This is a genomic window from Pseudomonas sp. DW-iso17 (assembly GCF_058725345.1).
In genome coordinates, this window is the sequence record NZ_JBZXEA010000011.1 from 332,018 (window position 1) to 356,050 (window position 24,033).

The window sequence follows — 24,033 nt, forward strand, 5'->3', positions numbered from 1 at the left end:
CACGCGCCAGCAGGACCTTCAGCGGCTGGCTAGCCTGGGATTACCCCCACGCCCCAGGAAAACCTGCATGCCCGTCGCCGCTCACGATCACCTCTTGGAACTGCAGCAATTGTTGCCGGCGCTGGTCGAGCAAGGGTTGATCACGGCGCAGGCGGCGCAAAAGGTAGCGCCAGCGTCCGGCAGCCAGCATCCCTTGGAATGCATCGCAGCCCAGGGCCCTTGTCTGGAGACCTTGATTCAATGGCTGGCCCGGCAGGTCGGCCAGCCTTACCTGCGCATCGACCCATTGAAGATTGATGTGGCGGCCGTGGTGCCCTTGATGTCCCACGCCTTTGCTCAGCGCCACGGCATTCTTGCAGTCGCGGTGGATGCCCACAGCGTGACGGTCGCCAGTGCCCAACCCCATATCACCACTTGGGAAGCCGGGCTGTCCCAGGTACTCAAACGCACGATCAAGCGCGTGGTTGCCAACCCTCAGGATATTCAGCGCTGTATCAACGAGTTTTACCGCTTGGCCAAGTCCGTCAGCGGTGCGGATCAAAAAATGACGGCGCCTGGCAATGTCGACTTGCTCAGCCTCGGCGCCAGCGACAAGGAGCCGGACGCCAACGACGCGCATATCGTCAACATCGTCGACTGGCTGCTGCAATACGCCTTTGGCCAACGAGCCAGCGACATCCATATCGAGCCCTGCCGCGACCAGGGTCGGGTGCGCTTTCGCATTGATGGGCTGCTGCATGACGTCTATCAATTTCCCCCGCAGGTCACCATGGCCGTGGTCAGCCGCCTGAAAAGCCTGGGGCGAATGAACGTGGCCGAAAAACGCAAGCCCCAGGATGGCCGCGTCAAGACCCGGAACCGTGCGGGTGTCGAAGTGGAATTGCGGCTTTCCACCCTGCCCACGGCATTCGGCGAAAAACTGGTGATGCGAATTTTCGACCCACAGGTGCTGCTCAAGGATTTCGACCAGTTGGGTTTGTCCAGCGCCGACCAGCAACGCTGGCACGCCATGACGCGACGCACCCACGGCATCATCCTCGTCACAGGCCCGACCGGCTCAGGCAAGACCAGCACCCTCTACACCACCCTCAGGCAACTGGCGACCCGCGAGGTCAACCTGTGCACGGTGGAAGACCCGATTGAAATGGTCGAGCCGGCCTTCAACCAGATGCAGGTCCAGCACAACATCGACCTCACCTTCGCCAGCGGCATCCGCGCCCTGCTGCGCCAAGACCCGGACATCATCATGATCGGCGAAATCCGCGACCAGGAAACCGCAGAGATGGCTATCCAGGCCGCGCTGACCGGGCACCTGGTGCTCTCGACCCTGCACACCAACGATGCACCCAGTGCCATCAGCCGCCTGCAGGAACTGGGCGTTGCTCACTATTTGATCAAAGCCACGCTCATAGGTGTGATGGCGCAGCGCCTGGTGCGGCTTCTGTGCAGCCACTGCAAGCACCCCGCGGGCCTGGAGGACGATGGCGGCTACGAAGCTGTCGGCTGTGCACACTGCCGTGACAGCGGTTATCGAGGCCGGGCCGGACTGTATGAAATCATGCTCATGGGCCCGGCACTCCAGGCGCTGGTCACTCCAGGCGCGGACGTACAAGCCCTGCGCCGTGGGGCACTGGCGCAGGGCATGAGCAGCCTGCGCATGGCCGGCATCGAGAAAGTGAAGGCCGGGCTGACCACGATGACGGAGGTGTTGCGGGTCACGCCAGGGGATTCAGAAACAAATCCTTTGTTTGTTGGGCCATGAAACCGTCCTTATCCGTGACCAGACCGTTACAATCGGCCTAATGTCATTCACTGACACCTTCAGATAGGGAATCGCTATGCAGATCGGAACCGTACTGCTTCTTTTCGTGGGCTTGGCCATCGCCATTCTGTTCATGGGGTTCAAAGTGGTGCCCCAGGGCTACCAATGGACTGTCGAGCGTTTCGGCCGCTACACCAACACCCTCAAGCCCGGCCTGAATATCATCATCCCGGTCATGGACCGCATCGGTCGCAAGATCAACGTGATGGAAAGCGTGCTGGATATCCCGCCTCAAGAAGTCATCACCGCCGACAATGCCACCGTGCAGATCGATGCCGTGTGCTTCTTCCAGGTGGTCAACACCGCCCAGGCCGCCTATGAGGTCAATAACCTCGAACATGCTATCCGCAACCTGCTGCAGACCAATATCCGTACCGTACTCGGCTCCATGGAACTGGACGCCATGCTGAGCCAGCGTGACGGCATCAACGAAAAACTCCTGCGCACCGTGGATGAAGCCACTGCGCCATGGGGCATCAAGATCACTCGTATCGAGATCAAGGATATCAGCCCGCCTGCCGACCTGATGGCCGCCATGTCCGGCCAAATGAAAGCCGAACGGATCAAGCGTGCACAGATCCTCGAAGCCGAAGGCCTGCGGGCGTCGGCGATCCTGACAGCGGAAGGCAAAAAGCAGGCGCAAATCCTTGAAGCCGAAGGCAGCCGCCAGGCAGCGTTCCTGGAATCCGAGGCCCGCGAGCGCCAGGCCGAAGCCGAAGCGCGGGCGACACAAGTGGTGTCCGAAGCCATTGCGTCGGGCAACGTGCAAGCGGTGAACTACTTCGTCGCGCAAAAATACATCGACGCCCTGGGCAAACTCGCCTCGGCCAACAACAGCAAGGTCATCCTGATGCCGCTGGAAGCCAGCCAGGTGATTGGCGCCGTGGGCGGTATCGGCGAAATCGTCAAGGCAACCTTCGGCAACCAGAAAGGCTGAGGCCAACACCATGTGGGACTTTTTGCTGCATTTGTCGTTTTGGGACTGGTTAGCCCTGGGCACCGTGCTGTTGATTCTCGAGGTGTTCGGTGCCGGAGGCTACCTGCTCTGGATGGGCATCGCCGCCGCAGCCGTGGGCGTGATCAAGTTCCTGTTCCCGCCGCTGGGGCTGGAATGGCAACTGCTGCTGTTTGCGGTGTTGTCGATACTGACCGCCGTGTACTGGTGGAAACGCCAACGCAGCAGTGCCAAGGCCAGCGATCAACCGGGGTTGAACGAGCGCGGTTCAGAGTTGGTCGGGCGCACTTTCGTGGTGCATCAAGCCATTGTGGATGGCCGCGGCAAGGTCAAAGTCGGCGATGGCGTGTGGATGGTCACCGGTGCAGACGCCCCCATGGGCGCTCAAGTCCGCGTGGTTGGGCAGGATGGGGTGATTTTAAAGGTTGAAACTGTTTAGTCAGTGATGGAACTGGATCGGGTTAACTACAATCAAAACGTACAGATAACCCACCGGAGTCACCCATCATGCGTCTCAAATATGCTGTCGCAACCCTCGCTGTGCTTTCCCTACCTGTCGGCTCAGCCATGGCCGATAGCTTCTGGCGTAATGTCATCTCGTCGGGCGCCACCACTGGCTCGACTTACCTGACGTTCAAGGACCACAAGCTGGTGGTCGCCGCCCAGGACGACGCAGGCAGCTTCGTCGCCAGCGACGGCGGCATTCGCGGCCCGTACCTGGAAGCGGCCATGCAGAAGGTCCGCGCCGACAACCCTGGCCTCCAAGCCACCGACATGGAACTGGCTAACGCCATCCTGGCGAAGAATGCTGTAACCGAGTAACAACTGCCCTCATAAAAAATGCCGCTTTTTCAAGCGGCATTTTTTTGCCTGCTGCATGACGAATCGTTCATGGATGACAGGCTATATTCAGTCTCAGCATGCAACCATGCCCTACTGACACGTCTATTTTTCATTGCCTACCTGAAACGGATGCCTTCTTCGTCATGAGCCAACAGCCCTTCCTGCCGTTTTCCAAACCGACCATTGATGAAGCCACCATCGCGGCGGTCGGCGATGTTCTGCGTTCCGGCTGGATCACCAGCGGGCCAAAGGTGCAGGCGTTCGAAGCACAGTTGTCTGACTATTTTGGCGGACGTCCGGTGCGCACCTTCAACTCGGGCACCTGCACCATGGAGATCGCCTTGCGCATCGCCGGGATCGGGCCTGGGGATGAAGTCATCACCACGCCAATCTCCTGGGTTGCCACGGCCAACGTGATTCTCGAAGTGGGCGCCACTCCCGTCTTCGCCGACATCGACCCGGTGACGCGCAATATCGACCTGGCCCAGGTGGAAGCCGCCATTACTCCGCGCACCAAGGCGATCATCCCGGTCTACCTGGCCGGCTTGCCCCTGGATATGCCGATGCTCTACGCGCTGGCCAACAAGTACAACCTGCGCATTGTCGAAGATGCTGCCCAGGCCCTGGGGTCCAGCTGGGATGGAGAACGCATCGGCGCAACTGGCGACTTCGTGTCCTTCAGCTTCCAGGCGAACAAGAACATCACGTCGTCCGAAGGCGGCTGCCTGGTGTTGAACAATGCCGAGGAGGCCCGTCTGGCAGAGAAGTACCGCCTGCAAGGCGTCACCCGCAGCGGCTTCGATGGCCTGGATGTGGATGTGCTGGGTGGCAAGTTCAACATGACCGACATTGCCGCCGCCATCGGCCTGGGGCAATTTGCGCACATCGAGAAAATCACCGCCCATCGTCAGAACCTGGCACGGCACTACTTCAAATGCTTCGGCAGCAATTTCGAAGCCCAATACGGCGCGCAACTGCCGCCGGCCGACTTCGAAAACAGCAACTGGCACCTGTTCCAACTGGTATTGCCGGAGCGCCAGGATGGCCTGCCAGCCCGTGCGACGTTCATGGAGCAGATGCAGGCCCACGGCGTGGGTATCGGCTATCACTACCCGCCGATCCACCTGCTGAGCCTCTATCGGGCACAGGGTTTCAAGGAAGGCATGTTCCCGGTGGCCGAACGTGTTGGGCGTTTGATCGTGTCGTTGCCGATGTTCACGGCGATGACAGAGGCGGATGTGGAGCGGGCTGTAGCGGCGGTTAAAGCCGTACTGAAAAAAGACTGATCACAACAAATCAACTGTGGGAGCTGGCTTGCCTGCGATGCTGGCACCTCGGTGTATCGGTGATACCCGGGTGATCCAATCGCAGGCAAGCCAGCTCCCACATTGAGGTGTGCTGTTGCAGCTGTTGCGTTTATTCGCCGATCGCGGCTTTGTAGCCGGCGGCATCCAGCAGTTTGTCCAGCTCGGCCTTGTCGCTTGGCTTGAGCTTGAAGATCCAGGCGCCGTACGGGTCAGAGTTCAACAGCTCAGGACTGCCACCCAATTCTTCGTTGACGGCAAGTACTTCGCCCGCAATCGGCGAGTAGATATCCGAAGCGGCCTTGACCGACTCCACCACGCCCGCCTGGTCTTGAGCGGCAAACACCTTGCCCACTTCGGTCAGTTCAACAAACACCACATCACCCAAAGCTTCCTGTGCATGGTCGGAGATCCCGACGGTCACGGTGCCGTCAGCTTCCAGACGGGCCCATTCGTGACTTTCGGCAAAACGCAGGTCGGCAGGGATATTGCTCATAGTCTGTGTCCTCAAGATGAAATGTCAGCGGCCATTGGCCTGCCGGAATTGGTTAGATCAGGGTTTTGCCATGACGCACGAAGGTCGGCTTGACCACTCGAACCGGATACCACTTGCCGCGGATTTCCACTTCGGCCCGGTCGGCAGTCGCCGTCGGCACACGCGCCAGCGCAATGGATTTGCTTAGCGTAGGCGAGAAACTACCACTGGTGATCTCTCCTTCGCCAACATTGGCGATACGAACCACTTGGTGAGCACGCAGCACACCACGCTCTTCAAGGACGAGCCCGACCAGTTTGAACTGCACGCCGGCTGCTTTTTCTGCTTCCAGCGCAGCGCGGCCAATGAAGTTACGCTCGACAGGTTCCCAGGCGATGCTCCAGGCCATGTTGGCCGCCAGCGGCGAGACGGCCTGGTGAATATCCTGGCCATACAGGTTCATGCCGGCCTCCAGGCGCAAGGTATCGCGCGCACCGAGGCCGATGGGGGAAATGCCAGCGCCCACCAGGTCGTTGAAAAAGCCCGGTGCCTGATCGGCCGGCAGCACGATTTCGAGGCCGTCTTCGCCGGTATAGCCGGTGCGGGCGATATACCAGTCGCCATCGGCCCGGCCTTCGAACGGTTTGAGCTGATGGATCAGGATGCCACGGGACTGGGTCACCAGTTCGGCGATTTTCTGCCGGGCGTGGGGGCCTTGGATGGCGAGCATGGCCAACTCGGAGCGCTCATGCAGTTGCACTGAGTAGCTGCCCAGTTGCGCCTGCATCCAGGCCATGTCCTGATCGCGCGTGGCGGCGTTGACCACCAGGCGGTAACCGGTTTCGGTGCGGTAGACGATCATGTCGTCCACCACCCCGCCCTGCTCGTTGAGCATGGCGCTGTATAACGCACGGCCACAGCCGTGCAGTCGGTCGACATCATTAGCCAGCAGGTACTGGAGCCATTCCTTGGCCTGGGGGCCGGTGACATCGATCACGGTCATATGAGATACATCGAAGACCCCGCAGTCGCGTCGCACCTGGTGGTGTTCTTCAACTTGCGAGCCGTAATGCAAAGGCATATCCCAACCGCCAAAATCGACCATTTTCGCGCCGAGGGCGAGATGCAGGTCATACAGAGGCGTACGCTGTCCCATGGGTTTCTCCTTCCGGGCTTGGCGAAGGCGCGCAGAGCTGCCACGCGCGCCGAACACCTTGTACTACAAGGCCCGCAGCCACATACAGCAGGTCGATCCGAAAGACGGAGCGCACCGAATGCCGCGCATTGTAGCCTCAAGCCGTAGGACTGGCACCTAACCGATTTGCCGAGCCGAGCGACGAATCAGCCCGATGACCGGCAACAAGCCGACCAGCACAAGGGTCAGCGCCGGCAAAGACGCCCGTGCCCATTCGCCTTCACTGGTCATTTCAAAGATGCGGACCGCCAGGGTGTCCCAGCCAAACGGGCGCATCAGCAAGGTGGCCGGCATTTCCTTGAGCACATCCACGAACACCAGCAGCGCTGCGCTCAACGTGCCCGGCAGCAATAACGGCAGATACACTTTGCAAAACAGTCGTGGGCCGCTCACCCCAAGGCTGCGTGCCGCTTCGGGCAAAGACGGTCGGATTCGCGCCAGGCTGTTTTCCAGCGGCCCGTAGGCCACCGCCAGGAACCGCACCAGGTACGCCAGCACCAGTGCCGACAGGCTGCCCAGCAGCAAAGGCTTGCCCGCCCCGCCCAGCCAGCCGGAGAGCGGCACCACCAGCTCGCGGTCCAGATAGCTGAACGCCAGCATGATCGACACCGCCAGCACCGAGCCTGGCAAGGCATAGCCGACATTGGCCAGGCTGATACCAGAGCGAATCGCCCGGGTGGGCGCCAGACGGTTGGCAAAGGCCAGTATCAGCGCGACGCTGACGGTGATCAGGGCTGCGATACCGCCCAGGTAGAGGGTATGCACGATCAGCCCGGTGTAACGTTCATCCAGGTCGAAGCGGCCACGCTGCCAGAACCACGCCACCAGTTGCAGCATCGGAATCACGAACGCACAGGCGAAGACCAGGCTGCACCACACGCTGGCCGCCACGGCTTTGAACCCGCGCAAGTGGTACAACGCCTTGCCCCGCGGGCGCTCATTGCTCGGTCGACTGGCCCCGCGCGCACGTCGCTCGCCATACAGCACCAACATCACTACCAGCAGCAGCAGACTCGCCAGTTGCGCGGCACTGGACAGGCTGAAAAAGCCGTACCAGGTTTTATAGATAGCGGTGGTGAAGGTGTCGAAATTGAACACCGAGACCGCGCCAAAATCCGCGAGTGTCTCCATCAACGCCAAGGCCACACCAGCACCAATCGCTGGCCGCGCCATTGGCAATGCCACACGCCAGAACGCTTGCCATGGCGATTGCCCCAGCACCCGCGCCGCTTCCATCAAGCCTTTGCCCTGAGCCAGGAACGCGCTGCGCGCCAGCAGGTAGACATAGGGATAGAACACCAGCACCAACACGATGACCACGCCGCTGGTAGAGCGTACCCGCGGCAAGCGCAACCCGGTGCCGAACCACTCGCGCAGCAGGGTTTGCACCGGGCCGGCGAAATCCAGCAGGCCCACAAACACGAAGGCCAGCACATAGGCAGGGATTGCAAAGGGCAACATCAGTGCCCAGTCGAGCCAGCGCCGCCCGGGGAACTCGCACAGGCTGGTCAGCCAGGCCAGGCTGACGCCCAGCAGCGTCACGCCCAGGCCGACACCGAGCACCAGGGTCAAGGTGTTGCCCAGCAAGCGGGGCATCTGAGTGTCCCAGAGGTGCGACCAGATCTGCGGGTCGATGCTTTGCCAGGACAGCAGCAGCACGCTCAGCGGCAACAGCACCAAGGCGGCGACGCTGAAAACCGGCAGGTACCAGCGACGTTGGGCGGGGTGGGCCAAGGAAAAGCTCTCAGAAAAATAAAGATGTTGAAGCGGCCACTAACCAATGTGGGAGCTGGCTTGCCTGCGATACAAGCACCCCGGTGTATCAGTGATACCGACGTGATGCAATCGCGGGCAAGCCAGCTCCCACAGTCGAGCGGCGCAGCTTCAGTTCCAGCCAGCGCGATCCATCAGGCGAATCGCTTCGGCCTGGCGCTTGCCTGCCACTTCCACTGGCAAGGTATCGGCCACGAACTTGCCCCAGGTCGCCACTTCCGCCGATGGCGGTACCGCCGGGTTGGCCGGGAACTCCTGGTTGACGTCGGCGAAGATCTTCTGCGCCTCAGGCGTGGTCATCCACTCCACCAGCGCCTTGGCCGCTTCCGAGTGTGGTGCGTGCTGGGTCAGGCCGATGCCGGAGAGGTTCACATGCACGCCGCGGTCGCCCTGGTTCGGCCAGAACAACTTCACTGCCAGGTCTGGCTTCTGCTTGTGCAGGCGACCGTAGTAATAGGTGTTGACGATACCCACGTCGCATTGCCCGGCGTTGATGGCCTCCAGCACAGCGATGTCATCGGAGAACACGTCGGTGGAGAGGTTATTCACCCAACCCTTGATGATTTCTTCGGTCCTGGCCGCGCCATGGGTTTCGATCAACGTGGCGGTCAGCGACTGGTTGTAAACTTTTTTCGCCGTGCGCAGGCACAGGCGGCCTTCCCACTGCTTGTCGGCCAGGGCTTCGTAGGTGGTCAGGTCGCCCGGTTTTACTCGGTCGGTGGAATAGGCGATCGTTCGCGCCCGCAGGCTCAAACCGGTCCAGGCGTGGGCCGATGAGCGGTATTGCAGAGGAATATTCTTGTCGATCACAGGAGAGGTGAACGATTGCAGGATGCCCATCTGCTCGGCCTGCCAGAGGTTGCCGGCGTCAACGGTGAGCAGCAGGTCGGCGGTGGCGTTCTCGCCCTCGGCCTTGATGCGCTGCATCAACGGGGCTTCCTTGTCGGTGATGAACTTGACCTGTACGCCGGTCTTTTTGGTGTAGGCGTCGAACACAGGCTTGATCAGTTCGTCGATACGCGAGGAGTAGACCACGACTTCGTCGGCCGCCTGCACGGTGGTGCTGCCGATCAGGGTGAGTGCCAGGGCAGTCAGGAGGCGCTTGGGTGCCAACATGGGTGCGGTCTCTCATTTGCAAATGGAGGGCAAATGATAAGGACTCACATTTGGTAACGCTTGGTGGAGGCGTTACCAGATGTTGCACAGCCAGAATATGCGCCGGAGCTGACGGCCTCATCGCGGGCAAGCCCGGCTCCCACAGAGGGTTGTATTGTCAGTTCAGGGTTTGGCGAGTTCGGGGAGATCGCCAGTCAATCCGAGTGCCTGGCGCACAAACACGGCTTTGGCTTCGGGCATCTGGTCGACGATTTTCAAACCCGCGTTGCGTAACCAGCGCAGCGGCAGTTGATCGGCCTGGAACAAGCGCTCAAAGCCTTCCATCGCCGCCATCAGCGCCAGGTTGTGGGGCATGCGACGTCGCTCGTAACGGCTCAGCACTTTCACATCGGCCAGGCGCTCGCCGCGCTCGGTCGCCGCCAACAGCACTTCGGCCAGCACGGCTGCATCGAGCAAACCCAGGTTGACGCCCTGCCCCGCCAACGGGTGGATGACGTGAGCGGCGTCGCCGATCAGTGCCAGGCCTTCGGCCACATAGCGTTTGGCATGGCGCTGGCGCAACGGTACGCACACACGCGGGTCAGCACTGAGCACGGTGCCCAGGCGTCCCTCGAAAGCACGCTCCAGCTCACGGCAGAAGCCTTCTTCATCCAGCGCCATCAAGCGCTCGGATTCGGCGGGCGTGGTCGACCAGACTATCGAACACCAGTCTTCCTGCCCATCGCGCACCAGCGGCAGGAACGCCAGCGGACCGGTGTCGGTGAAGCGTTGCCACGCGGTACGCTGGTGCGGCTGACTGCTGCGCACGCTGGTGACGATGGCGTTGTGCAGGTAATCCCATTCACGGGTAGGTGTACCGGTCAGGCGGCGTACGGCGGAGTTGGCACCGTCGGCGGCCACCACCAGCGGCGCGCGCAGCTTGCGGCCGTCGGCCAGGGTCAGTAACCAGTCATCGCCGGAGCGGCGCATCTGTTCCAGGCGCGCACTGGCCAGCAGGCCGAGGTCGCAGTCATGCAGGCGATCGAGCAAGGCATCCTGCACCACGCGGTTCTCGACGATATGCCCAAGCACCTCGGCATGCACACTGGCCGCCGAGAAGTGGATCTGCCCGGTGCCGCTGCCGTCCCATACCTGCATTTCGCCATAGGGGCTGGCACGCCGCTCTACGATACCGTCCCACACGCCCAGGCGCTCAAGAATGCGCTGGCTGGCCGCCGACAACGCGCTCACCCGCGGTTCAAACGCCGCAGCCGGGTCAAATGGCTTGACGCTCAACGGGCTGCCGTCGAGCAGCAGTACTTGCAAGCCACTGCCCTGCAACGCCAGCGCCAGGGCGCTTCCGACCATTCCGGCCCCGACAATCAGCACATCTGCGCGCATGTCCATATTCAAGCCTGTCTCGCTGGCGGCTTGCGCCGCACATAAAGGGTTTTGTCGACCCGCGCCACCAGAGTGCCGGAGCCGTCATGAATCTCGACTTTGAGGTGGGGCAGATATTTCTCGCCACCTTCAGTCTGGCGCCGGATCTGATCGAGCAAAGCGTCGTCGATGGAGAATTCGGCATATACCGGGCCTTTGCCCGGCGAGATGAAGTCGATACTCGCAGCCTTGTCCCACACGATGTAGTCGCGGCCCAGGTTCTCGATCAACAGCAACATGTAGAACGGATCGACCATCGAATACAGGCTGCCGCCAAATTGCGTACCGACGTAATTGCGGTTGTACCAACCCAGGCCCATGCGCACCTTGGCATGTCGGAAATCGGCACTCAATGCCTGCACCCGCACCCCGGCGCCGAGGTACGGCGGGTACAGGGTGAGGAACCAGCGCAACAGCCGCGCCTTGCCCACGCGTTGGGTTAGCCACTTACGCATCGGAACGCGTACCCAAGCCCATGGCCTGACGGGCGAACCAGCGTTTGGCCGGTGGTAACAGGTCGAGGCCAAGCAAGCCCATATTGCGGCCCAGCGCCATCAACGGTTGGGCACTGCCAAACAGGCGCGTGACCTGGTCGGAGAAGCCTACGGTGAGTTGCTGGTCGAGGCGCTGGCGCTCGCGATAGCCTTGCAAGGTCGCCAGGTCACCCGGCACAGCAGGCCCGGCCAACAGGGCTTCGGCCAAGGCATTGGCATCGCGCAGGGACAGGTTGAACCCCTGCCCGGCAATCGGGTGCAGGCTGTGGGCGGCATTGCCGAGGACCACCAGGTGCGAACGCACTTGCTCTTCGGCTTCCACCAGGGTCAACGGGTACAGGTGGCGGGCGCCCACTCGCTTGAGGGTGCCCAGGCGATACCCGAACACACCCTGAAGTTCGCTCAGGAAGCTACGCTCGTCGAGGCTGGCCAAGCGCTGGGCGTCCATGCCGATGCGGGTCCAGACCAGCGCGCAACGGTTGTCCGGCAGCGGCAGCAAGGCCATGGGGCCTTCATCGGTAAAGCGCTCGAACGCCTCGCCATTGTGCGCTTCGCTCGGCGTGATGTTGGCGATCAGCGCGCTCTGGTTGTAGGGCCGGGTTTTCACGCCGATGCCCAGCTGCTCACGCAAGCCGGAACGGCCGCCATCGGCCAGTACCGCAAGGTCGCATTCCAGCACGGTTTCATCGTTGAGGGTCAGGCGATAGCCATCGGGCAGAGGCTCCATGCGCGTGACTTCTGCCGGGCAACGCCAGCTCACCACGTCCTTGTCCAAGCCTTGCCACAGGCATTGGCCGAGCCAGGCGTTTTCCACCACATAACCCAGGGCTGGCACGCCCTCCTCCATCGCGGACAAACGCGCGGTGGAGAAGCGCCCACGGTCCGATACATGGATCTGCTTGATCGGCTCCGCCCGTCGGGAAATGGCCTGCCACAGGCCCAGACGCTGGTAAATCTGGCGCGCGCCAAACGACAGCGCGGAAGATCGCGCATCGTAGCTCGGCTGGTAGCTGTCGCCCGGTGCAAAGGGTTCGATCAGTACGATCTTCCAACCCCGAGCCTTGGCCCCGGCTTGCAATGCCAGGGCCAGGCTGGCCCCCACCAGGCCGCCGCCGACAATCGCCAGGTTGACCCGGCTCATCGGGCAGCCGCCATCAACGCTTCGATCTCGGCAACGGTCTTGGGCACACCGCCGGTCAGGATTTCACAGCCTTGCTTGGTCACTACCACGTCGTCCTCGATGCGCACGCCAATGCCACGCCATTTCTTTGCCACAGTCTGGTTGTCCGGGGAAATATAGATACCCGGCTCCACGGTCAAGGCCATGCCCACTTCCAGCACGCGCCATTCACCGCCCACTTTGTACTCGCCCACATCATGCACATCCATGCCCAGCCAGTGGCCGGCACGGTGCATGTAGAAGGCGCGGTAGGCTTCGCTGGCGATCAGTTCGTCAACGTCACCTTGCAACAACCCCAGCTTCACCAGGCCGGCGGTGATGACCTGCACGGTCGCCTCGTGGGCCTGGTTCCAATGTTTGTTCGGCGCGATCTGCTTGAAGGCGGCTTCCTGGGAGGCCAGCACAATCTCGTAGATCGCCTTTTGCTCGGGCGAAAACTTGCCGTTGACCGGCCAGGTACGGGTGATATCGCTGGCGTAGCAATCGATCTCACACCCGGCGTCGATCAGCACCAGGTCGCCGTCCTTGAGCACCGCGTCATTCTGCTGGTAATGCAGGATGCAGCTGTTGCGCCCAGCAGCGACGATGGAGCCATAGGCCGGCATCTTCGCGCCGCCTTTGCGAAACTCGTAATCCAGCTCGGCTTCCAGGCTGAACTCATGCAGGCCGGCACGACTGGCCTGCATCGCCCGCACATGGGCCGCACAGGAGATTCGCGCCGCCTCGCGCATCACCTTCACTTCTGCCGCCGATTTATACAGGCGCATATCGTGGAGCAAATGATCCAGGGCAACGAATTCGTTCGGCGGCTGGGCGCCCAGGTGCGCTTTGGAACGGATCACGTTGATCCACTCCATCACGTGCCGGTCGAACTCGGCATTGCTGCCCATGGCCGAGTACACGCGGTCGCGACCTTCGATCAGGCCGGGCAGGATGTCGTCGATATCGGTAATGGGGAAGGCGTCATCCGCGCCAAAGTCGCGAATCGCGCCCTCGGTGCCCGCACGCAGGCCGTCCCACAATTCGCGCTCGGCATTGCGCTCGCGGCAGAACAGCACGTACTCGCCGTGCTGGCGACCGGGCATCAGCACGATCACCGCTTCGGGCTCGGGGAAACCGCTCAGGTACTGAAAATCGCTGTCCTGGCGGTAAACATGCTCGACATCGCGGTTGCGGATGGCCACGGCGGCGGCCGGCAGGATCGCGATGCTGTTGGGTTCCATCTGCGCCATGAGCGCTTTGCGGCGCCGGGTGTATTCCGCTTTGGGGATATGGATCATGGGCAGATGGGTGTCCTTTCTCAGTGCAACGACGGCTTGGGAGCAGCGGGCTCAGCGGACTTGCGGGTCTCGGTGAACAGCAGCAGCGGCGCGACGCGCAGGTACTCCATGACTTCCATGTAGTCGCCTTCGCCGTCTTCGGATTCTTCCAGGGCATCTTGCACCTGGGAGATGGCCGCCAGGTCCTGCAGCACTTCCTTGGCGTCGGTGCTCAGCTCCAGGCCGCCGGCATTCACGCCGAAACCGTGGAGGAAACCCTGGCACCATTGGCCCAGCGCGGCAGCGCGATCGGCCAGCGGGGCGTCGTCGGTGGGCAGCAGCAGGACCACGGTGACGTCATCACCGGTCAGTTCGCCCTTGACCATTTCTTGCAGGCCGATCAATGCGTTGCGCACATTGTCGGTGGGTTCGGTTTCCAGCAGCTCGGCCACATCGGCCAGCCAGTTGTCGGCATCAAAGCCGACACCGGTGCAACTGCGGCCCAACAGCACGCCGTGCAGTTCAGCAGGCGAGCATGGATGGCCGCTGGCGCTCAGCAGTTTGGAAAAAGCATCGTACGGGGAGTTCTGAATGGGCATGGTGAGCTAGGCGCCAGACGGCGCAATGTCTAGAATGGAGCGCTGTATCCTAGCACCGGCAGACGCACCAAGACTATCGAGGGCGTCAGATCGTTTATCCTGCAGTTGCCATTCATCAGACAAATCCAGTGGAACCCAATGGAAGACACCGACCTGCAAGCGCTGATGGCCAGACTCGAACTGCTAATTGATCGGGTCGAGCAACTTAAGAGTCAAAACGGACTCCTATTAGCTCAGGAAAAGACCTGGCGCGAGGAACGCGCTCACCTCATTGAAAAAAACGAAATCGCCCGGCGTAAGGTCGAATCGATGATTTCGCGCCTGAAGGCCCTGGAGCAAGACTCATGAGTTCAAGCAATAGCGTTACCGTGCAGATCCTCGACAAAGAATATTCGATCATCTGCCCCCAGGAAGAACGCAGCAACCTGGTGAGCGCTGCCCGCTACCTGGACGGCAAGATGCGCGAAATACGCAGCAGCGGCAAAGTGATCGGCGCCGACCGCATCGCCGTGATGGCCGCGCTGAATATCACCCATGACCTGCTGCATAAGCAGGAGCGCCCTGACGTACAGGCCAGCGGCTCGACGCGCGAGCAGGTGCGTGACCTGCTCGATCGCGTGGATCTGGTGCTTTCCACCGATTCAGACACACCCAAGGGCTGATTGCCGAGCAGGTTTAAGGTATACTCGCCCCACTCCCTGGCGTGTTTGCCAGTCGGCGATGTCCCTGAGCCGATTCGCACTACCCTGGAAGTTGCACGTTGGGCTGGTGTGCATGTCCGCTAGACGGAAAGCCTTAAAGCCTACTGCTTCTTCCACCTTGAACTTTCGGGTTCAAGGGCTAAGTCGACAGCGGCTCTGTCGGGGAGCCTGAATTCCCAAACTCAATGCCAGTCCCCGGACTGGCATTGTTTTATGAGCCGAAAAATCATGACCGAACCTGCGCCGCTTTCCCGTCCGCAACTTCGACGCATGTTGCGCAAGGCCCGCCGCGCGCTCACGCCAAGCGAGCAGCGCCAGGCCGCTCAGGGTCTGTACCGGCAACTGGCACAGCACCCGCTGTTTCGCCGGGCCAAACATATCTCTTTATATCTGCCCACGGACGGTGAAATCGATCCGCGCCTGCTGCTGCGTGCGGCCCAGCGTCGCGGCAAAGCCACTTACCTGCCGGTGCTCAGCGCCTGGCCGCGCACCAAGATGGTGTTCCAGCGCGTACGCCCTGGGGATAGGTTGTTGCCCAACCGCTTTCGCATCCTTGAGCCACGGGTCAATGCCCATCACCAGCGCCAAGTCTGGGCGCTGGACCTGGTATTGTTGCCGTTGGTGGGGTTCGATGATTTGGGTGGGCGCCTGGGCATGGGCGGCGGGTTCTACGATCGCAGCCTGGCCTATCTTGCCCGCCGCCAGAGCTGGCGCAAGCCAACGCTGCTGGGGCTGGCCCATGAATGCCAGAAAGTCGAACGCCTGGCGCAGGCAAGCTGGGATGTGCCGTTGGCGGGGACGGTGACTGATAAGCAGTGGTATGTCGCACAAACGCCGCTGGAAACAGCGGCGCCTTGGTGAATGCTTGAGTTAACGCTTGAACGGTTGTGGCTGCTGCTGAGCCAGTTCAACCGGTGCATCGGTCTTGTTCGACCACAGGCTCTGGGCATAACCGGTGGTCACGACGCCCAGACCAAACAAAATAACCAAAATCCATAGTAAATCCGGCTTACGTTGCATCGATTGCCCCCCTTTCAGGCACCTCGTACACGATGACAACAACGTTCCAAAGTAGTCCGTTGCAGCTGCGTCAAGCTTAAAAGCGCGCATTCTGCGGTAACGTGAACCAACACGCAAACCTTGACGCCAACCGACTGTCGGTTTGTCATGCAATTGCCCGACAACTTACCCAATGCCTTTTTCAGGAGCCCAACCATGGCCTACTGGCTGATGAAATCCGAGCCCGACGAACTCTCCATCAACGGCCTGGAAAAGCTCGGCGAAGCGCGCTGGGACGGGGTACGCAACTATCAGGCGCGCAACTTTTTGCGCGCCATGGCCGTGGGCGACGAGTTTTTTTTCTATCACTCCAGTTGCCCGGAGCCAGGGATTGCCGGCATCGGCAAAATCATCCGGGCCGCCTATCCGGACCCCACTGCGCTGGAACCAGAAAGCCACTATTTCGACGCCAAGGCCACCCCGGAGAAAAACCCGTGGAGCGCGATCGATGTCGCACATGTGCAAACCTTCTCCAAGGTGCTGGGGCTCGGCTATCTAAAACAGCAAACTGCACTGGCTGAAATGCCGCTGGTGCAAAAGGGCAGTCGGCTTTCGGTCATGGCGGTCACACCGGAGCAGTGGGCAGCGGTCCTCCAGTTGCTTTAATTGAAACTGGCTTCTTGCGGTGCCTGTCAGGGCCTCTTCGCGGGCAAGCCCGCTCCCACACTGGAAATGCGAACCCCTCTGGGAGCGGGCTTGCCCGCGATAGTCGCGCAGCGACTTACTGGATGATCAGGTTGTTGAACAGCAGGTCTTCTACCACTGGCTTGCCGGTTTCATCATTCATCACCTGCTGCGTTTGCTTCAACGCTTCCTGACGCAGCTTTTCCTTGCCTTCCACACTGCTCATGGTCTCGTTGGTCTGCTGGGTAAACAGCGCCACCAGTTGGTTGCGAATCAACGGGTCGTTGGCCTTGACCAACTTCGCCGCCTCATCACCCGTCACGCGCAGTGCAATGTCGGCTTTGTAGACCTTGAGCTTGGCGGTGCCATCCAGGCCGTAATTGCCCACGAACGGCGGGCTCAGGCTGATATAGCTGACCTTCGGCGCCTCGCCCTCTTTGGCCTCTTCGGCCTGGGCTGCCATCGGCAAGGTCAGGGCCAGCATCAACAGGATCCACGCTTTCACAGTTCATTCCTCGAATTCGGTTGCCGGGTAGCATAACGCTAGCAAGGCTGAGCACAAGCTTATGGGGGCTTATCAGGCGCGGGCATGCTCGTTGACCCACGGGCGTACCCTCCTACACTTATCGGCCACGACGCCAAAAGGAATAGTCCGATGAAAGCTGTGCTGTGCAAAGCCTTCGGCCCCGCCGAAACCCTGGTGCTGGAAGAGATCGCCAGCCCCGCGATCAAGAAGAACGAAATCCTGTTGGACGTGCACGCGGCCGGGGTGAATTTCCCGGACACGCTGATCATCGAAGGCAAATACCAGTTCAAGCCGCCCTTTCCGTTCTCACCCGGTGGTGAAGCGGCAGGCGTGGTCAGTGAAGTGGGTGAGAAAGTCAGCCATCTGAAAGTCGGTGACCGTGTGATGGCGCTGACCGGCTGGGGCAGCTTTGCCGAGCAGGTCGCAGTGCCCGGCTATAACGTGCTGCCGATCCCGCCGAGCATGGATTTCAACACCGCCGCCGCCTTCAGCATGACCTACGGCACCTCCATGCATGCGCTGAAACAACGCGCCAACCTGCAACCTGGCGAGACCCTGCTGGTGCTTGGCGCGTCCGGCGGCGTGGGCCTGGCCGCCGTGGAGATCGGCAAGGCCATGGGCGCCCGGGTGATTGCCGCCGCCAGCAGCGCCGACAAGCTCGCAGTGGCCAAGGCGGCCGGCGCCGATGAGCTGATCAACTACAGCGAAGCCAGCCTCAAGGATGAGGTCAAGCGCCTGACCGATGGCAATGGCGCTGACGTGATTTACGACCCGGTGGGGGGTGACCTGTTTGACCAGGCCATTCGTTCGATCGCCTGGAATGGGCGCCTGTTGGTGGTGGGTTTCGCCAGCGGGCGTATTCCTGAACTGCCGGTGAACCTGGCGTTGCTCAAGGGCGCAGCGGTGGTCGGGGTGTTCTGGGGTTCGTTTGCCCAGCGCCAACCGCAGGACAATGCAGCGAATTTCCAGCAGTTGTTCACCTGGTATGGCGAGGGCAAGCTCAAGCCGTTGGTGTCGCAGGTGTATCCGCTGGAACAGGCCGCCCAGGCGATCAATGATCTGGGACAGCGCAAGGCAGTGGGTAAAATAGTTGTCCAAACCCGATAACACACCTGAAATGCAATCCATGTGGGAGCTGGCTTGCCTGCGATAGCGGTGGGTCAGCTGCTACAGATGAAGCTGAAAGACCGTCATCGCAGGCAAGCCAGCTCCCACAGTAGTTACTTCGCGGTCTTAGGACCTAACCACGACCATCACTTATCTATAGGCGACATGTTCGTAAAAGAACATGCAATTGCTCTCGTTTCCTGTGTTTGCGGATAAGAGGCGATGCTATTTTCGGTAACGAAACTGTAACATTCGCATCCGCAGTCAAAACAAGAAATTTGGAGCTCTTGAATGTTTGCTTTCTTTCGTCCTGCCGCACACCAGGCGCCCCTGCCTGAAGAAAAAATAGACAGTACCTACCGACGGCTGCGCTGGCAGATCTTCGCGGGTATTTTCTTTGGTTACGCCGGCTACTACCTGCTGCGTAAAAACTTCTCCCTGGCCATGCCCTACCTGATCGACGAGGGTTACACCCGTGGTGAACTGGGCCTGGCAATGTCGGCGATCGCGATTGCCTACGGCTTGTCCAAGTTCCTGATGGGCCTGGTGTCCGACCGCTCCAACCCACGTTACTTCCTGCCCTTCGGCCTGCTGGTTTCGGCGGGGGTGATGTTCATTTTCGGTTTCGCGCCTTGGGCAACGTCCAGCGTGACCATGATGTTCATTTTGCTGTTCATCAACGGCTGGGCCCAGGGCATGGGCTGGCCGCCAAGTGGGCGGACCATGGTGCACTGGTGGTCGCAGAAAGAACGCGGCGGCGTGGTGTCCGTGTGGAACGTGGCGCATAACGTCGGCGGTGGCTTGATCGGCCCGCTGTTCCTGCTGGGCATGGCGTGGTTCAACGACTGGCATGCGGCGTTCTACGTGCCGGCCACCGTGGCCCTGGCGGTGGCGGCGTTTGCCTTCATCACCATGCGCGACACCCCGCAATCGGTGGGCCTGCCGCCTATCGAGCAGTACAAGAACGACTATCCGGAAGGTTACGACGCCAGCCACGAAGACGAATTCAGCGCCAAGGAAATCTTCGTCAAGTACGTGCTGCGCAACAAAATGCTCTGGTACATCGCCTTCGCCAACGTGTTCGTCTATCTGTTGCGTTACGGCGTACTGGACTGGGCGCCGACCTACTTGAAAGAAGCCAAGCACTTCACGGTCGATAAGTCGTCCTGGGCGTACTTCTTCTACGAGTGGGCAGGTATCCCGGGTACGCTGCTATGCGGCTGGATGTCGGACAAGATCTTCCGTGGCAACCGCGGCCTGACCGGCATCGTGTTCATGGCCCTGGTGACAGTGGCAACCCTGGTTTACTGGCTCAACCCGCCGGGCAACCCGATGATCGACATGATTGCGCTGTTCTCCATCGGCTTCCTGATCTACGGCCCGGTGATGCTGATCGGCCTGCAGGCACTGGAACTGGCTCCGAAGAAGGCCGCCGGTACCGCAGCGGGCTTCACCGGCTTGTTCGGTTACCTGGGCGGTTCGGTAGCGGCAAGTGCCGCCATGGGCTATACGGTTGACCATTTCGGCTGGGACGGCGGCTTTGTACTGCTGATCAGCGCCTGCGTACTGGCGATCGCGTTCCTGATCCCTACGCTGTGGCACACCAACAGTGTCAGCTCGGCGCGTTAACCGCCCAGGCAATCCTTGGCACAACGCTTGAGCCGCGCCTCCAGGTTTTTATCTGGCATGGCGTGGCTACGCAGGGCGTTCACGGTCTGCTCGACATAATCGCGAGTCGTACCGTAACGCCCGCAAGCGCTTTGCAGTACATGATTAAGCACGATATCGGGCAAGTTGCCGGCATAGCTGGGCAAATGCCGCTCCAACACAAACCCCAACGCCTGGACGGTGCTGCCATCTTCCAATCGGCAACTGAGCCAGTGCGGCCGGTACGAGGGGTAAGGCATCTCACGCTGCCACAGGGCGTAAAGCGAGGCCTCCAACTGGTCCTCCGGCAAGCGGTAGGCAAACCCGCTGCAGGAACCACCGCGATCCAACCCAAACACCAGCCCCGGCAGCTCCGGCGTACCGCGATGCTCGTGTGACCACAAATACAAGCCACGGTGATAACCGTGAACCCGTGCACGCACCCGCTCGGTCGACGAGCATTCAGGGCGCCAGATCAGCGAACCATACGCAAACAGCCACACCGGCCCACCCTTGTGCCGAGCCATGGTGGCTTGCATCGAGCTCATCAATTGTTCGTGAGTGAGTTGCGGCCCCAGATCGAGCCGCGGAGGGTAAGCCAATTGCAGAACATCGGTTTCAATGGCGGTCATGGCGAAAAGCGGTGCGCCTCCTGTGTGTTACCAGTTGTAAGCGACTTTACCGTAATAGAACGCGCCGCTGTAACCGTACGGCGAAAAAGTGCTGTAGGCGAGGTTGCCGCCGCTGCTGGCGAAGGCGTTAACCTTCTCCGGGTACTTATCGGTGACGTTGTCGCCACCCAGGGTGAAGGTCCAGTTCTTCAACTTGTAATCCGCCGACAGGTCCAGCACCCAGGCGGCCTTGAAGGTCTGATCGTTGACCTTGTCCGTCTGATAACTGGTGAACTCACCATAGCGCACCAGGTTAGTGTGCAGCGCCCAATTACCGAAGGTGAAGTCATTGCCCAGGCTCAGCTTGTGCTGGGGCGTGGTATCGCCCAGCAAACCGATACGCTCGCGGCGGTCCACCCGCACCAGGTTGGCCCCCAGGCTGTCGAGAATCGCGGGGTTGGCTTTCACGTCGGTGACTTTGGTGTGGTTGTAGTTGTAGCCCACGGTACTGTTCCAGCGAATGCCGTTATCGAGCTGGTAGCGATAGTTGGCTACCAGATCGACGCCATCGGTGCTGGTGTCCGTGGCGTTGGTGAAGTAACGGGCCGTGGTGTAGTTGATATTGCCGACGCCATTGGCTTGCAGGTAGGCCACCGTGGCCGGGTTGAGATTGAGGTTGGACGACAGGCTGATGCGGTCGCGGATGTCGATGCGGTACACATCGAGCGTGACGGTCAGGTCATCGGCCGGCTCGAGCACCAGGCCGAGGCTGTAGTTGCGCGACTTTTCGGCCTTGAGGTCCTCGGCACCCAGCAGGCGCGCGACCTGACTGTTGGCCGGGAAGGTGCCGGCTTCCTGGATGGTGCTACCGATCAACTGCGATGAGGTGTAGGCAAAATTCTGCTGGGCAAGGGACGGCGCACGGAAACCGTTGGAGATGCTGCCGCGCACGGCCACCTGGGGGGTGAAGTCATAGCGGGCCGACAGCGAGCCGCTGACGTTGGAACCAAAGTCACTGTAATCCTCATGGCGCACGGCAGCCGAGGCGCTGAGCTTTTCGGTGAAGTTGGTTTCCAGGTCCAGGTACTGCGCCCAGTTATGCCGCGTGCTGGTACCGGCATCGGCATCGCGGAAACCACCCAGGCCGGAGCTGCCGGTCTGGTAATAGGACGCGGGCTCGCCCGCCTCGATTTCATAGCCCTGATGCAGGTACTCACCGCCGAACGCCACAGAGACCGGATACGGCAGAAAGCCCACATCGAATTCACGGGACAGGTCCAGGCTGACTTGCTTCTGATCGTTGCTCAGTGTGCCGTTATTGAATTTACGCGGCGTCGCCATGCCCAGTGAGGTGTTGATGGTTTCAGTCCCCAGTTCGTACTGGTTCTTGCCGTAGTTGGCCGACAAGTCGTAATGCCAGTCGTAGGCCAGCAGGCCGCGCAAGCCCACCACCAGCGAGGTGTCTTCCAGGTTGCCTTTGATCAGTGGCAGGTAGCCGTTGGGGTTGAGCGCCTTGATGTTGTTGGACGCGTTGCTTGCCCGGTAGAAGGCTGCCGTTTCACCGCGCCGCTTGCTGTAGCCACCGAAGGTGTAGAACTCGGCGGCATCGTTGAAGGCATACTCCGAGTTGAACTGGAATTTGCCTTCATTGGTGGCCGGCTCACCTTGGCGGAACACACGCTGGCCGTAAGTAGTAGAGCCGATGCTGCCGGGGCGGTAGTCGTTGCCGGCGCGGTTGGTGTAATCGTTGTCGGCGCCTTCGGCAGACAGGTTGATAAAGCCATTGTCGCCCAATGCCAGGCCCGCATTACCGCTGACATTACGCTGGATGCCGTCACCCTTTTTGTACTCGCCAAACTTGCTGGAAACCGAGCCGCCATGGTCGGCGTGCTTGAGGATCACGTTGATCACCCCGGCGATCGCATCGGAGCCGTAACGGGAAGAAGCGCCGTCGCGCAGCACCTCGATATGGTCCACCGCCGACAGCGGGATGGCATTCAAGTCTGCCGGAGCCGAACCGCGCCCAACCGCACCGCCCAGATTGACAAAGGCACTGGTATGGCGACGCTTGCCGTTGACCAGTACCAATACCTGGTCCGGCGACAAGCCGCGCAACTGCGCCGGACGCACGAGTTCGGCGCCGTCCACCAGGCTTGGTCGGGGGAAGTTGATCGACGGAATCAGGCGCGCTAATACGGCACCCAGCTCATCGGAGCCGGTGCTGCGCAGGGATTCACCGGAGATTACGTCGATTGGCGACAGCGATGCACTGGCGGTGCGCTCTTGGGCGCGGGTGCCGGTGACGATCACGGTGTCGAGTTTAGGTGCATCAACCGCAGATGTTTCGTCTGCCAGAACTGGATTGAATCCCACAACGGTCAGCAAATTTGCCGACAAAATCGCCGTGTATCGCGCGTGTTTCCTGTAGCTGCCCATACCGCTCCCCTTTGAATCAAAAATAGAACTGCAATGCGCGAAGTTCGTACGATCGATCCGGCTGGCGGGCGGTGGCGGTCAGTATCTGGTTATGGTCGGTGAAGTCGGTAGTCCGTTGCGATATAGCTTAAAGATATTCATCAGCCAGAATAAATACCTTAAAAGAATAAGCAAAAGCATAAGCACACTCGCCCATTCGTCAGGATCCACGCGGCTAATCCCGGTACTTTCAGCCCCGGTTCAGCCTGGGCGGGCGCCAAGCCGTCAAACTGACGCGCCTATAACGACCCACTTAGCCGCTCATCAAATCGACTACCGAGGTCGCCCATGAAAAAATTCCGATTGCCTGGCCTGCTATTGCTTGCCCAGGCCACCACAGCACTGGCTAGCGAAACGCCAACGGTCACTGACGACAAAGGCTTCTGGTACGCCCAGACCAGCATCTACACCCGGCACTTTGCACCCGACCCGCAACACAACAACAAACAGGACTTGATCGGCCTGGAGCGCAATGAGGCGTCGGGCCTGGTGTATGGCGGGGTGACCTTTCGCAACTCGTTCCGCCAACGCTCGTACTACGCCTATGCGGGCAAGCGCTATGACATGGCCGACTATCCGGTGTATGCGAAGTTGACCGGCGGGCTGATCCAGGGCTATCGCGGCGAGTATCGCGACAAGATCCCATTGAACCGATTCGGTGTGGCGCCGGTGATCATTCCATCGGTGGGAACGCATTACGGGCCGGTGGCGGCGGAGCTGGTGCTGCTCGGGTTCAACGCAGCAATGGTGACGACTGGCGTGCGCTTCTGACACAGCACGGTCCTGGGTGGGAGCTGGCTTGCCTGCGATAGCGGTGTGCCAGGCGGCAAATGAGGCGCTGACCCACCG

At 60.8% G+C, this 24,033-nt stretch carries 25 protein-coding genes and 1 other RNA gene; 13 read left to right on the plus strand and 13 right to left on the minus strand.

From position 1 onward, the window contains the following. Positions 1–67 precede the first annotated feature (67 nt). From AC4PS6_RS09425 to AC4PS6_RS09445, 5 genes are all read left to right on the plus strand, one after another. Entirely contained in the window at positions 68–1,762 is a 1,695-nt protein-coding gene (locus AC4PS6_RS09425; protein WP_103451963.1) for a GspE/PulE family protein, read from the plus strand. 76 nt (positions 1,763–1,838) lie between these two features. Further along, positions 1,839–2,759, plus strand: coding sequence for an SPFH domain-containing protein (locus AC4PS6_RS09430; RefSeq protein WP_003195285.1), 921 nt, complete (start codon positions 1,839–1,841; stop codon positions 2,757–2,759). Positions 2,760–2,769: 10 nt separating this feature from the next. Next, a complete protein-coding gene (locus AC4PS6_RS09435) occupies positions 2,770–3,216 on the plus strand; it encodes an NfeD family protein (RefSeq protein WP_336826831.1) in 447 nt (148 codons plus the stop codon). A 68-nt stretch (positions 3,217–3,284) separates the two neighbouring features. After that, entirely contained in the window at positions 3,285–3,599 is a 315-nt protein-coding gene (locus AC4PS6_RS09440; protein WP_003176799.1) for a DUF2388 domain-containing protein, read from the plus strand. Positions 3,600–3,763: 164 nt separating this feature from the next. Further along, positions 3,764–4,906 carry a DegT/DnrJ/EryC1/StrS family aminotransferase gene (locus AC4PS6_RS09445; protein ID WP_014720401.1) on the plus strand — a complete coding sequence of 381 codons (1,143 nt, stop codon included), beginning with the start codon at positions 3,764–3,766 and terminating at the stop codon, positions 4,904–4,906. Between the two features lie 130 nt (positions 4,907–5,036). Here the strand turns inward: AC4PS6_RS09445 and gcvH are convergent, their stop codons facing one another. The 9 genes from gcvH to AC4PS6_RS09490 all read right to left on the minus strand — a co-directional run bounded on the left by gcvH (position 5,037) and on the right by AC4PS6_RS09490 (position 14,434). Beyond that, positions 5,037–5,420, minus strand: a complete 384-nt coding sequence (gene gcvH / locus AC4PS6_RS09450) for a glycine cleavage system protein GcvH (RefSeq protein WP_020301818.1) — start codon at positions 5,418–5,420, stop codon at positions 5,037–5,039. 52 nt (positions 5,421–5,472) lie between these two features. Further along, on the minus strand, positions 5,473–6,555 hold the full coding sequence (gcvT, locus tag AC4PS6_RS09455; protein WP_003195295.1) for a glycine cleavage system aminomethyltransferase GcvT: 1,083 nt from the start codon (positions 6,553–6,555) through the stop codon (positions 5,473–5,475). A gap of 156 nt (positions 6,556–6,711) precedes the next feature. Continuing rightward, positions 6,712–8,328: an ABC transporter permease subunit gene (locus tag AC4PS6_RS09460; protein ID WP_168223910.1), complete on the minus strand. Its 1,617-nt coding sequence runs from the start codon at positions 8,326–8,328 to the stop codon at positions 6,712–6,714. Positions 8,329–8,478: 150 nt separating this feature from the next. Continuing rightward, positions 8,479–9,483, minus strand: a complete 1,005-nt coding sequence (locus tag AC4PS6_RS09465; RefSeq protein WP_336826832.1) for an extracellular solute-binding protein — start codon at positions 9,481–9,483, stop codon at positions 8,479–8,481. Positions 9,484–9,645: 162 nt separating this feature from the next. Continuing rightward, positions 9,646–10,863, minus strand: a complete 1,218-nt coding sequence (locus AC4PS6_RS09470; RefSeq protein WP_181004904.1) for a 2-octaprenyl-3-methyl-6-methoxy-1,4-benzoquinol hydroxylase — start codon at positions 10,861–10,863, stop codon at positions 9,646–9,648. 8 nt (positions 10,864–10,871) lie between these two features. Then, positions 10,872–11,357 (minus strand): DUF4442 domain-containing protein, encoded by a 486-nt coding sequence (locus AC4PS6_RS09475; RefSeq protein WP_019817788.1) that lies wholly within the window; start codon positions 11,355–11,357, stop codon positions 10,872–10,874. After that, positions 11,350–12,537 carry a 2-octaprenyl-6-methoxyphenyl hydroxylase gene (gene ubiH, locus AC4PS6_RS09480; protein ID WP_336826833.1) on the minus strand — a complete coding sequence of 396 codons (1,188 nt, stop codon included), beginning with the start codon at positions 12,535–12,537 and terminating at the stop codon, positions 11,350–11,352. Before ubiH ends, AC4PS6_RS09475 begins: the two co-directional genes overlap by 8 nt. Continuing rightward, positions 12,534–13,856, minus strand: coding sequence for a Xaa-Pro aminopeptidase (gene pepP, locus AC4PS6_RS09485; protein WP_014720408.1), 1,323 nt, complete (start codon positions 13,854–13,856; stop codon positions 12,534–12,536). Before pepP ends, ubiH begins: the two co-directional genes overlap by 4 nt. Before the next feature lie 20 nt (positions 13,857–13,876). Then, positions 13,877–14,434, minus strand: coding sequence for a YecA/YgfB family protein (locus AC4PS6_RS09490; protein WP_014720409.1), 558 nt, complete (start codon positions 14,432–14,434; stop codon positions 13,877–13,879). Between the two features lie 138 nt (positions 14,435–14,572). On the opposite strand from AC4PS6_RS09490, the gene AC4PS6_RS09495 reads away from it, so the two are divergent. From AC4PS6_RS09495 to AC4PS6_RS09510, 4 genes are all read left to right on the plus strand, one after another. Next, positions 14,573–14,782 carry a TIGR02449 family protein gene (locus tag AC4PS6_RS09495; protein WP_003177365.1) on the plus strand — a complete coding sequence of 70 codons (210 nt, stop codon included), beginning with the start codon at positions 14,573–14,575 and terminating at the stop codon, positions 14,780–14,782. Then, positions 14,779–15,096, plus strand: coding sequence for a cell division protein ZapA (locus tag AC4PS6_RS09500; RefSeq protein ID WP_014720410.1), 318 nt, complete (start codon positions 14,779–14,781; stop codon positions 15,094–15,096). Before AC4PS6_RS09495 ends, AC4PS6_RS09500 begins: the two co-directional genes overlap by 4 nt. Positions 15,097–15,126: 30 nt before the next feature. Continuing rightward, positions 15,127–15,305: non-coding RNA, 6S RNA (ssrS, locus tag AC4PS6_RS09505), on the plus strand. A 58-nt stretch (positions 15,306–15,363) separates the two neighbouring features. After that, positions 15,364–15,996 carry a 5-formyltetrahydrofolate cyclo-ligase gene (locus AC4PS6_RS09510; protein WP_020301815.1) on the plus strand — a complete coding sequence of 211 codons (633 nt, stop codon included), beginning with the start codon at positions 15,364–15,366 and terminating at the stop codon, positions 15,994–15,996. Between the two features lie 9 nt (positions 15,997–16,005). Here the strand turns inward: AC4PS6_RS09510 and AC4PS6_RS09515 are convergent, their stop codons facing one another. Continuing rightward, entirely contained in the window at positions 16,006–16,155 is a 150-nt protein-coding gene (locus AC4PS6_RS09515) for a hypothetical protein (RefSeq protein ID WP_010207387.1), read from the minus strand. A gap of 195 nt (positions 16,156–16,350) precedes the next feature. Here AC4PS6_RS09515 and AC4PS6_RS09520 point away from each other — a divergent pair, with 195 nt between their 5' ends. Continuing rightward, positions 16,351–16,800, plus strand: coding sequence for an EVE domain-containing protein (locus AC4PS6_RS09520; RefSeq protein ID WP_014720412.1), 450 nt, complete (start codon positions 16,351–16,353; stop codon positions 16,798–16,800). A gap of 115 nt (positions 16,801–16,915) precedes the next feature. Here AC4PS6_RS09520 and AC4PS6_RS09525 read toward each other — a convergent pair whose 3' ends face one another. Beyond that, positions 16,916–17,323, minus strand: coding sequence for a flagellar basal body-associated protein FliL (locus AC4PS6_RS09525; RefSeq protein ID WP_014720413.1), 408 nt, complete (start codon positions 17,321–17,323; stop codon positions 16,916–16,918). A gap of 150 nt (positions 17,324–17,473) precedes the next feature. On the opposite strand from AC4PS6_RS09525, the gene AC4PS6_RS09530 reads away from it, so the two are divergent. Continuing rightward, positions 17,474–18,451, plus strand: coding sequence for an NADPH:quinone oxidoreductase family protein (locus AC4PS6_RS09530; RefSeq protein ID WP_019817790.1), 978 nt, complete (start codon positions 17,474–17,476; stop codon positions 18,449–18,451). Positions 18,452–18,742: 291 nt separating this feature from the next. Further along, positions 18,743–20,080 (plus strand): glycerol-3-phosphate transporter, encoded by a 1,338-nt coding sequence (glpT, locus tag AC4PS6_RS09535; protein WP_014720415.1) that lies wholly within the window; start codon positions 18,743–18,745, stop codon positions 20,078–20,080. Here the strand turns inward: glpT and AC4PS6_RS09540 are convergent. Together AC4PS6_RS09540 and AC4PS6_RS09545 are read right to left on the minus strand one after the other, a co-directional pair. Further along, positions 20,077–20,730, minus strand: coding sequence for a gamma-glutamylcyclotransferase (locus AC4PS6_RS09540; protein WP_020301814.1), 654 nt, complete (start codon positions 20,728–20,730; stop codon positions 20,077–20,079). The two genes, glpT and AC4PS6_RS09540, sit on opposite strands and share 4 nt — an antisense overlap. A 27-nt stretch (positions 20,731–20,757) precedes the next feature. Continuing rightward, a complete protein-coding gene (locus AC4PS6_RS09545; protein ID WP_492180777.1) occupies positions 20,758–23,145 on the minus strand; it encodes a TonB-dependent receptor plug domain-containing protein in 2,388 nt (795 codons plus the stop codon). 327 nt (positions 23,146–23,472) lie between these two features. Between AC4PS6_RS09545 and AC4PS6_RS09550 the strand changes: the two genes are divergently transcribed. Then, positions 23,473–23,955 carry a serine/threonine-protein phosphatase 2A activator family protein gene (locus tag AC4PS6_RS09550; RefSeq protein ID WP_014720418.1) on the plus strand — a complete coding sequence of 161 codons (483 nt, stop codon included), beginning with the start codon at positions 23,473–23,475 and terminating at the stop codon, positions 23,953–23,955. Positions 23,956–24,033: the final 78 nt, after the last annotated feature.

What these genes read in the sequence shown, in the direction of transcription:
- AC4PS6_RS09425 (WP_103451963.1), top strand. Translation starts at nt 68, where the DNA reads ATGCCCGTCGCCGCTCACGATCACCTCTTGGAACTGCAGCAATTGTTG.
- AC4PS6_RS09430 (WP_003195285.1), top strand. Translation starts at nt 1,839, where the DNA reads ATGCAGATCGGAACCGTACTGCTTCTTTTCGTGGGCTTGGCCATCGCC.
- AC4PS6_RS09435 (WP_336826831.1), top strand. Translation starts at nt 2,770, where the DNA reads ATGTGGGACTTTTTGCTGCATTTGTCGTTTTGGGACTGGTTAGCCCTG.
- AC4PS6_RS09440 (WP_003176799.1), top strand. Translation starts at nt 3,285, where the DNA reads ATGCGTCTCAAATATGCTGTCGCAACCCTCGCTGTGCTTTCCCTACCT.
- AC4PS6_RS09445 (WP_014720401.1), top strand. Translation starts at nt 3,764, where the DNA reads ATGAGCCAACAGCCCTTCCTGCCGTTTTCCAAACCGACCATTGATGAA.
- gcvH (WP_020301818.1), bottom strand. Translation starts at nt 5,420, where the DNA reads ATGAGCAATATCCCTGCCGACCTGCGTTTTGCCGAAAGTCACGAATGG.
- gcvT (WP_003195295.1), bottom strand. Translation starts at nt 6,555, where the DNA reads ATGGGACAGCGTACGCCTCTGTATGACCTGCATCTCGCCCTCGGCGCG.
- AC4PS6_RS09465 (WP_336826832.1), bottom strand. Translation starts at nt 9,483, where the DNA reads ATGTTGGCACCCAAGCGCCTCCTGACTGCCCTGGCACTCACCCTGATC.
- AC4PS6_RS09470 (WP_181004904.1), bottom strand. Translation starts at nt 10,863, where the DNA reads ATGCGCGCAGATGTGCTGATTGTCGGGGCCGGAATGGTCGGAAGCGCC.
- AC4PS6_RS09475 (WP_019817788.1), bottom strand. Translation starts at nt 11,357, where the DNA reads ATGCGTAAGTGGCTAACCCAACGCGTGGGCAAGGCGCGGCTGTTGCGC.
- ubiH (WP_336826833.1), bottom strand. Translation starts at nt 12,537, where the DNA reads ATGAGCCGGGTCAACCTGGCGATTGTCGGCGGCGGCCTGGTGGGGGCC.
- pepP (WP_014720408.1), bottom strand. Translation starts at nt 13,856, where the DNA reads ATGATCCATATCCCCAAAGCGGAATACACCCGGCGCCGCAAAGCGCTC.
- AC4PS6_RS09490 (WP_014720409.1), bottom strand. Translation starts at nt 14,434, where the DNA reads ATGCCCATTCAGAACTCCCCGTACGATGCTTTTTCCAAACTGCTGAGC.
- AC4PS6_RS09495 (WP_003177365.1), top strand. Translation starts at nt 14,573, where the DNA reads ATGGAAGACACCGACCTGCAAGCGCTGATGGCCAGACTCGAACTGCTA.
- AC4PS6_RS09500 (WP_014720410.1), top strand. Translation starts at nt 14,779, where the DNA reads ATGAGTTCAAGCAATAGCGTTACCGTGCAGATCCTCGACAAAGAATAT.
- AC4PS6_RS09510 (WP_020301815.1), top strand. Translation starts at nt 15,364, where the DNA reads ATGACCGAACCTGCGCCGCTTTCCCGTCCGCAACTTCGACGCATGTTG.
- AC4PS6_RS09515 (WP_010207387.1), bottom strand. Translation starts at nt 16,155, where the DNA reads ATGCAACGTAAGCCGGATTTACTATGGATTTTGGTTATTTTGTTTGGT.
- AC4PS6_RS09520 (WP_014720412.1), top strand. Translation starts at nt 16,351, where the DNA reads ATGGCCTACTGGCTGATGAAATCCGAGCCCGACGAACTCTCCATCAAC.
- AC4PS6_RS09530 (WP_019817790.1), top strand. Translation starts at nt 17,474, where the DNA reads ATGAAAGCTGTGCTGTGCAAAGCCTTCGGCCCCGCCGAAACCCTGGTG.
- glpT (WP_014720415.1), top strand. Translation starts at nt 18,743, where the DNA reads ATGTTTGCTTTCTTTCGTCCTGCCGCACACCAGGCGCCCCTGCCTGAA.
- AC4PS6_RS09540 (WP_020301814.1), bottom strand. Translation starts at nt 20,730, where the DNA reads ATGACCGCCATTGAAACCGATGTTCTGCAATTGGCTTACCCTCCGCGG.
- AC4PS6_RS09545 (WP_492180777.1), bottom strand. Translation starts at nt 23,145, where the DNA reads ATGGGCAGCTACAGGAAACACGCGCGATACACGGCGATTTTGTCGGCA.
- AC4PS6_RS09550 (WP_014720418.1), top strand. Translation starts at nt 23,473, where the DNA reads ATGAAAAAATTCCGATTGCCTGGCCTGCTATTGCTTGCCCAGGCCACC.